At 43.4% G+C, this 5,784-nt stretch carries 11 protein-coding genes; 6 read left to right on the top strand and 5 right to left on the bottom strand.

Annotated elements, in window-relative coordinates; translation table 11 throughout:
* Both F6K57_RS35355 and F6K57_RS35350 read right to left on the bottom strand, forming a co-directional pair.
* The coding region (locus F6K57_RS35355; protein WP_293072665.1) for a hybrid sensor histidine kinase/response regulator at positions 1–1,225 on the bottom strand (1,225 nt) is incomplete at its 3' end.
* Between the two features lie 236 nt (positions 1,226–1,461).
* A complete protein-coding gene (locus tag F6K57_RS35350) occupies positions 1,462–1,611 on the bottom strand; it encodes a hypothetical protein (RefSeq protein WP_158069425.1) in 150 nt (49 codons plus the stop codon).
* A 62-nt stretch (positions 1,612–1,673) separates the two neighbouring features.
* Here F6K57_RS35350 and F6K57_RS35345 point away from each other — a divergent pair, with 62 nt between their 5' ends.
* Together F6K57_RS35345 and F6K57_RS35340 are read left to right on the top strand one after the other, a co-directional pair.
* A complete protein-coding gene (locus tag F6K57_RS35345; RefSeq protein WP_293072663.1) occupies positions 1,674–1,940 on the top strand; it encodes a hypothetical protein in 267 nt (88 codons plus the stop codon).
* Between the two features lie 57 nt (positions 1,941–1,997).
* Positions 1,998–2,126: a hypothetical protein gene (locus F6K57_RS35340; protein WP_293072661.1), complete on the top strand. Its 129-nt coding sequence runs from the start codon at positions 1,998–2,000 to the stop codon at positions 2,124–2,126.
* Between the two features lie 11 nt (positions 2,127–2,137).
* Here F6K57_RS35340 and F6K57_RS35335 read toward each other — a convergent pair whose 3' ends face one another.
* Positions 2,138–2,419, bottom strand: coding sequence for a type II toxin-antitoxin system RelE/ParE family toxin (locus F6K57_RS35335; protein ID WP_364305437.1), 282 nt, complete (start codon positions 2,417–2,419; stop codon positions 2,138–2,140).
* Positions 2,409–2,651 carry a hypothetical protein gene (locus F6K57_RS35330; RefSeq protein WP_293072659.1) on the bottom strand — a complete coding sequence of 81 codons (243 nt, stop codon included), beginning with the start codon at positions 2,649–2,651 and terminating at the stop codon, positions 2,409–2,411. Before F6K57_RS35330 ends, F6K57_RS35335 begins: the two co-directional genes overlap by 11 nt.
* A gap of 336 nt (positions 2,652–2,987) precedes the next feature.
* Here F6K57_RS35330 and F6K57_RS35325 point away from each other — a divergent pair, with 336 nt between their 5' ends.
* From F6K57_RS35325 to F6K57_RS35310, 4 genes are all read left to right on the top strand, one after another.
* Complete coding sequence (locus F6K57_RS35325; protein WP_293054193.1) at positions 2,988–3,233, top strand: hypothetical protein; 246 nt, start codon at positions 2,988–2,990, stop codon at positions 3,231–3,233.
* A gap of 68 nt (positions 3,234–3,301) precedes the next feature.
* Positions 3,302–3,430 carry a hypothetical protein gene (locus F6K57_RS35320; protein ID WP_293072657.1) on the top strand — a complete coding sequence of 43 codons (129 nt, stop codon included), beginning with the start codon at positions 3,302–3,304 and terminating at the stop codon, positions 3,428–3,430.
* Positions 3,431–3,561: 131 nt separating this feature from the next.
* On the top strand, positions 3,562–3,849 hold the full coding sequence (locus F6K57_RS35315) for a hypothetical protein (protein ID WP_075896913.1): 288 nt from the start codon (positions 3,562–3,564) through the stop codon (positions 3,847–3,849).
* 284 nt (positions 3,850–4,133) lie between these two features.
* Positions 4,134–4,967, top strand: coding sequence for a hypothetical protein (locus tag F6K57_RS35310; protein WP_293072655.1), 834 nt, complete (start codon positions 4,134–4,136; stop codon positions 4,965–4,967).
* Between the two features lie 300 nt (positions 4,968–5,267).
* Here F6K57_RS35310 and F6K57_RS35305 read toward each other — a convergent pair whose 3' ends face one another.
* Positions 5,268–5,456: a hypothetical protein gene (locus tag F6K57_RS35305; RefSeq protein WP_293072653.1), complete on the bottom strand. Its 189-nt coding sequence runs from the start codon at positions 5,454–5,456 to the stop codon at positions 5,268–5,270.
* Positions 5,457–5,784 lie beyond the last annotated feature (328 nt).

The following is a 5,784-nucleotide window of genomic DNA, read 5'->3' as shown; positions in this document are numbered from 1 at the left end:
TGCGCAATTCATGACTCATGGTAGCTAGAAACTCACTCTTAGCAAGATTGGCTGCTTGAGCAGCTTGCAAAGCATCCCGGAGTGCTTGGGTGCGCTCAATTACCCGTTGTTCAAGGGTGTTGTTTTGCTGCTGCACTTGGGAGTATAACTTCGCTTGATAGATGGCAACGGCTAGGTGTTCAGCAATTGCCTGGAGAAAGTTTTTTTCACTGTCCTGCCATCGCCTTGGCTCGAAACACTGATGGGCAATTAGTAGTCCCCACAGGTTGTTTTCGACAATAATTGGTGCGACTAACTTGGCTCGTACTTGATGTCGATGCAACAGTTTAAGTAAGCAATTATGGGTATTATAGCTCTTATCAACATCATCAACAGCAACCGTTGACCCTCGCTGATATTTATGTGTAGAGTTCGGTACATGGGTTAAACATTCCTCCTGCTCAATCACATTCAGCACTGATGGGATACCATCGGAGGCTTTAGCTTCGTAGGTAATACAACCCCAGCCTAATTCAGTGGCAGCAGCAGGTGCTGGCTCTAGTGCTGTGGGACTAGAGCTGTAAGGGAAGTCAAATTGATAGATGACTAATCGGTCTACTTCTAAAAAGTGTCGTACCCGTTCAACTGCTGTGGTCAGGATCAGCGGTAACTCTTGGCTTTGACGGATTTGACTGGTCACCTGATTGAGCAATCGCTCTTGCTCAACCTGCTGGTGCAGTGCTTCTGCTACGGGTTGACAAATGGACGCATAGGGATAATCTGGCTCTGCTAATGGTGGAACATCGGTGCTGTAGTCACACAGAATATCGATTAATGATAGGGTAAATTCGCTCTGAATAGCTGGATTATTGGGTTTGAGGGAGGCTTGAGCCCTATTGATTAGGTTGAGAATATCCTCAGAGGTGTCAACTTCTAATGGTGAGGTTAGGTAGGAGTCCTTGAGATGGGTAAGAAAGTTTGCGATCGCATCCGGAGCGAAGGTCAATCCCACTTGGTACAGTCTCATCAGAGAGTCATACCCAGTTAAGGTCTCCGGTTGGGCTTCCCCCCACAGTAGACAACTGAACTGTTCTGATCCGATCAGGGTAAACCTCTGGCTCTGAGCCTCAGTACTCACCCTCTGATTTACCAAAATATCAGACTTTAGGAGTATTGCCTCTTCGGCCAAGGTTGACTTCATCTCGTCTAATCGCTGATCCAGACGCTCGAACACAGCCAAGGGCAAAATTCTGAGGAATTTTGGATTACTAAATAATTTGGTAGGTGGAATTAACGATAACACCTGCTGCCTGGTGGGCTAAATTGCCTGAATGGTGTGGATAATAGCTTATTTGATGGTAGTTTATTTTTGTCGACCTGCTCATACGTATTTCCCTAATTTACCACATTTTAGCTTTGCGTGCAGCGTGGTAAGCGTGGTAAGCGTGGTAAATATGATAAAAATAAATATGGTAAGTGTGGTTAACACGCCCAGGGAGAGGGTAGAAGTAATTGCTTTGGTTGGTTAATAAAGTACCAAACTAGATGGCGATGTTCCGTTCGCGCAGCGTCTGGCACTGCCAGTAACGAACCGCTTCGCGAACGCACTAATTTTTTAGTAATGTTTAACATCGGTAATAAGGAGTAAAACTAAAATACAATAGATAAATAGATCAGATTAAAAGTGATCAGACATGACACCAGAAGAAAGATTAACTCAAGTAGAGAACTTGTTAGAGACAGCAGCACGATACATTAATCGCCATAGTCAGACCATTGAGCAAAATCAAGCAGACATCACTCAATTACGAGTTTCTCTGAATGAGACCTTAAGATTGTTTTCTGAGTTAGCCACCTATCAACGTCAAAGTCAAGAGGAGATTCGTCAAAATCAAGAAGAAATACGACGGATTTGGGAATATTTATTAAATCAAAGCGGTAATGGACGCTCCGGGAATTAAACTTCTAGCGTTTTACCACTGCTTGGGTGCGTTATTAACCGACCAAACTAGAAAGCGATGCTCCTTGGCCTTTGGGCCACGCTACGCGAATGGAGCCGCTACGCGAACGCACTGAATCCAGGGAATTACTGGGATTTAAAATTAGCCACAATTTTCTGGATTTTGTCGGATGTAATATCTCCTTGATATGACTTTGATTAAATAGTAACCAAAATAATGTTATTTGAAGTTTTTAGGTAGTAAATAAAGCGGTAACCGCCACTTTTACCCTTTTGAATATTACTATTCCTAACCCTGACCTTGAATACCGTGTAGGGAATGCTTGGGATCTGATCCCCAATAATTTCACCTGACTGTAACTGATCAATAATCGGCTGGACATCAGAGCGGATATTACGATACCGCTTGGCTAGATTGCGTAGGCTTCTCTTGAACTCAGGTGTAACCGTGATTTGGATTTTGGCTGGTTCATTCTGCATCAATCCCATCCCACAGCTGTGAAACAGGAAGTGTATTCCCTGTCATGGCTTCTTGCCATCCCTGACGAAAGCTTTGTTCTGCCGTATCCTGTGTAACACTCTCACGAAACAAACGAACTATCTGCAACAAATTGGGTAAGTATTCTTGGGGAGTTTGCTGTATTTCCTCAATAACTTGTTCGAGTATTTCTGTGGTAGTAGCATTATCAGCTACAAAATTTTTGTCTGTCATTCTCCTACCTTAAAGTTAGCAATACTATGATTACTATAGCAGTTCTCAATTGGGTTAGGTACTTTCGTTATCGGGAGTAGGGAGTAGGGAGTAGGGAGTAGGGAGTAGGGAGTAGGGAGTAGGGCGAAGAGTGTGGGGCGGGGGGGGCGGAGAGAATTGTTATATTGGTTTAATAGCGCACTAAACTAGAATGCGATGCTCCTTGGCCTTTGGGCCACGCTACGCGAATGGAGCCGCTACGCGAACGCACTAATTTTTTAGTAATGTTTAACATCATAAATAATGATAAAAAATCGAATATAATAGATAAATATATCAAAGTAAAAGTGATCAGACATGACACCAGAAGAAAGATTAACTCAAGTAGAGAACTTGTTAGAGACAGCAGCACGATACATTAATCGTCACTCTCAGACCATCGAGGAAAATCAAGCAGAAATTACTCAATTACGAGTTTCCCTCAATGAGACCTTAAAATTGTTTTCCGAGTTAGCAACCTATCAACGTCAAAATCAAGAGGAAATACGACGGATTTGGGAATATTTATTAAATCAAAGCAATAATGGACGCTCCGGGAATTAAACCTCTAGCAGTTTCCGACTAGTTTGGTGCGTTATTAACCCACCAAACTATAACGCGATGTTTCGTTCGTGCAGCGTCTGGCACTGCCAGTAAGGAACCGCTTTCCGATGCTCCTTGGCCTTGGCCTATTGGCCACGCTACGCGAATGGGCCACGCTACGCGAATGGAGCCCCTACGCGAACGCACTAATTTTGTAAGCATTCAGCCTACGGCTATCACCATCTGTAGCGCATATGCTTACCTAATTTTTTAGTAATGTTTAATATCATAAATAAGGATAAAAAAAAGAATCTAATAGATAAATCTCTCAAATTCAAAGTGATCAGACATGACACCAGAAGAAAGATTAACTCAAGTAGAGAACTTGTTAGAGACAGCAGCACGATACATTAATCGTCACTCTCAGACCATCGAGCAAAATCAAGCAGAAATTACTCAATTACGAGTTTCTCTGAATGAGACCTTAAAATTGTTTTCGGATTTGGCAACCTATCAACGTCAAAGTCAAGAGGAAATTCGTCAAAGTCAAGCAGAGATTCGCCAAAATCAAGAGGAAATACGACGGATTTGGGAATATTTATTAAATCAAAGCGGTAATGGACGCTCCGGGAATTAAACCTCTAGCGGTTTGGGAGTGTAAACAGAAAATTGATGGATAAAGGGCACCATCCCCCTGTCGTGATTGGCCTTTGGGCCACGCTACGCGATGCTCGGTACGAGCCGCTACGCGAACAGAAAAGGTGAATTTTTCTTGCATTCGAGAGCAATAATTTGATCACCTAGATAGAATTTAGACTGACAAAGTGAAAAATGTGCTGGCTACTCGACCTGGGTAGCCGGAAAAAGTCAATCAGGGAATCTCCATCTCATTTCTTTGTTGACGTTCGAGTAGAAACCTCGATGATAAACAATAGCTGTTCTGTGCTTGATTCCCTTTGCAATCTACAACCAAATCCAAACCAAGAAGACCACACTGGTGCTACTAGTCAAGGGATTGTAGTGATTTCTCCCCTAGATGACCTTGAAACTGGTGAAGATTTGGCTACTACTGGTGATTTGGATATCACCAATGGCCCGATTAACGTCAAGCCCCCTATAGAGAGTCAAAGAATTATAGATTTTGATGACATTGACCAAGTGTTTGATCTCGAAATTCAGCCTCAAGATGGAACAACCGCGAATATCACCAAGATTGAAATTAGTAGTCATCGAACAGTAGACCCAGATGACCCTCTCGTCAAGGTCAGTAGCAGGGCGACGGCTATTAATAGGATTAGTCCCAATCCCTTGGCCAAAGGCCACGCTACGGGAACAGGCAACTCTGGTGGCGGTGTGGTAATGGTCAGCAGTAGCAGCACGGCTACCAGTACCATTAGTGACAATACCTCAGGGGATTTAAGGAATCGCATTTCCAGTATCCATGGCACAGCCATGGTTTCCAGCACCATAAGTAACCCTAACACCAATAATTATCACGTTAGTGGTGCCGCCAGTGTCACCATTGGTAACGACAACCCGATTAGTAATCCGGATGGTGTTACCGATGGACCTGACAGTCTCTTTGAGGGCATCGTTGGTACTATTACCAATCCCATTGATTCCCTACTTGGTTCCTTCCAGACTCCATCTGTGTTGACTTCATCTGTGTTGACTTCATCTCTAGGTTTTCCTAGTTCTGGGATTGATCTTGACCAGAGTCGTTCGCGCAGCGTCGGGCTTTGCCCGAATCACTGATTTGATCAATTTGTGGGCATCACTCCTAATATTGGTGCCTCTGCAGCTCAACCCGAAAGAGGACTTGACCTCTTCAAGCACTAAAAATCATTGTCTTGATGCAGTCGCTCATGGGGGTAACCCCCAAGACCGCGCTGCATCGCTTCGACCTTTGCCCTAGTAATCAGTCTATTTAGTGTTGAGGCTTAGGTGTTAGGTGTTAGGAGTTAAGTGTTAGGTATTAGGTGTTAGGTATTAGGTGTTAGTTAGTAGTTAACGCCTAGTACCTACTGCTTAGAGTCTAATCGAGAAAAGTACAGGTTAAGTTTCTCTAAAATACTGGGTTAGGTTGTTGAGCGCCTCTGTCGCACTTTCAATGGCCGACGCTAATTCTTCAATGCGGTCAGAGTGAGCTTTACCTTCAATTTCCTTTTTCAGCAGTGCCTGTAATTTCAGAATCAATTCTTTTTGGTAGCTGACTGAGTGAGTAAAATCTGTGGATTCCATCATTGGACTTAACTGAATTGCCTTAGCTGATACTTGTTCGCGTAGCGTGCGCTTAGCGCATTAGCTGACCACTGAATTCGAGTTTACCGAACCCAATTGTTTTCAGTTTACCGTAATTTAGCTCAACGTTAACTATAGCAGTTCTAAATAGTTCATAAAACCCAAAGCTGATTTATGATTACACCAAAAAATCATCAGATCTCTTTCTTACTATTCCCTGCTCCCTGCTCCCTGCTCCCTATTCCCTATTCCCGATTCCCGATTCCCGATTCCCGATTCCCTATTCCCTATCCAACAGTTTTTCATAACGGCAATCCCTATAAAGTTAGTG

Source organism: Moorena sp. SIO4A5 (assembly GCF_010672005.1).
Lineage (GTDB): Bacteria > Cyanobacteriota > Cyanobacteriia > Cyanobacteriales > Coleofasciculaceae > Moorena.
Note: the sequence above shows the minus strand (reverse complement) of the source record. Positions and strands in the feature narration are given on the sequence as shown.

What these genes read in the sequence shown, in the direction of transcription:
- F6K57_RS35345 (WP_293072663.1), top strand. Translation starts at nt 1,674, where the DNA reads ATGACACCAGAAGAAAGATTAACTCAAGTAGAGAACTTGTTAGAGACA.
- F6K57_RS35340 (WP_293072661.1), top strand. Translation starts at nt 1,998, where the DNA reads ATGCTCCTTGGCCTTTGGGCCACGCTACGCGAATGGAGCCGCTACGCG.
- F6K57_RS35325 (WP_293054193.1), top strand. Translation starts at nt 2,988, where the DNA reads ATGACACCAGAAGAAAGATTAACTCAAGTAGAGAACTTGTTAGAGACA.
- F6K57_RS35310 (WP_293072655.1), top strand. Translation starts at nt 4,134, where the DNA reads ATGATAAACAATAGCTGTTCTGTGCTTGATTCCCTTTGCAATCTACAA.
- F6K57_RS35350 (WP_158069425.1), bottom strand. Translation starts at nt 1,611, where the DNA reads ATGTTAAACATTACTAAAAAATTAGTGCGTTCGCGAAGCGGTTCGTTA.
- F6K57_RS35315 (WP_075896913.1), top strand. Translation starts at nt 3,562, where the DNA reads ATGACACCAGAAGAAAGATTAACTCAAGTAGAGAACTTGTTAGAGACA.
- F6K57_RS35335 (WP_364305437.1), bottom strand. Translation starts at nt 2,419, where the DNA reads ATGCAGAATGAACCAGCCAAAATCCAAATCACGGTTACACCTGAGTTC.
- F6K57_RS35330 (WP_293072659.1), bottom strand. Translation starts at nt 2,651, where the DNA reads ATGACAGACAAAAATTTTGTAGCTGATAATGCTACTACCACAGAAATA.
- F6K57_RS35305 (WP_293072653.1), bottom strand. Translation starts at nt 5,456, where the DNA reads ATGATGGAATCCACAGATTTTACTCACTCAGTCAGCTACCAAAAAGAA.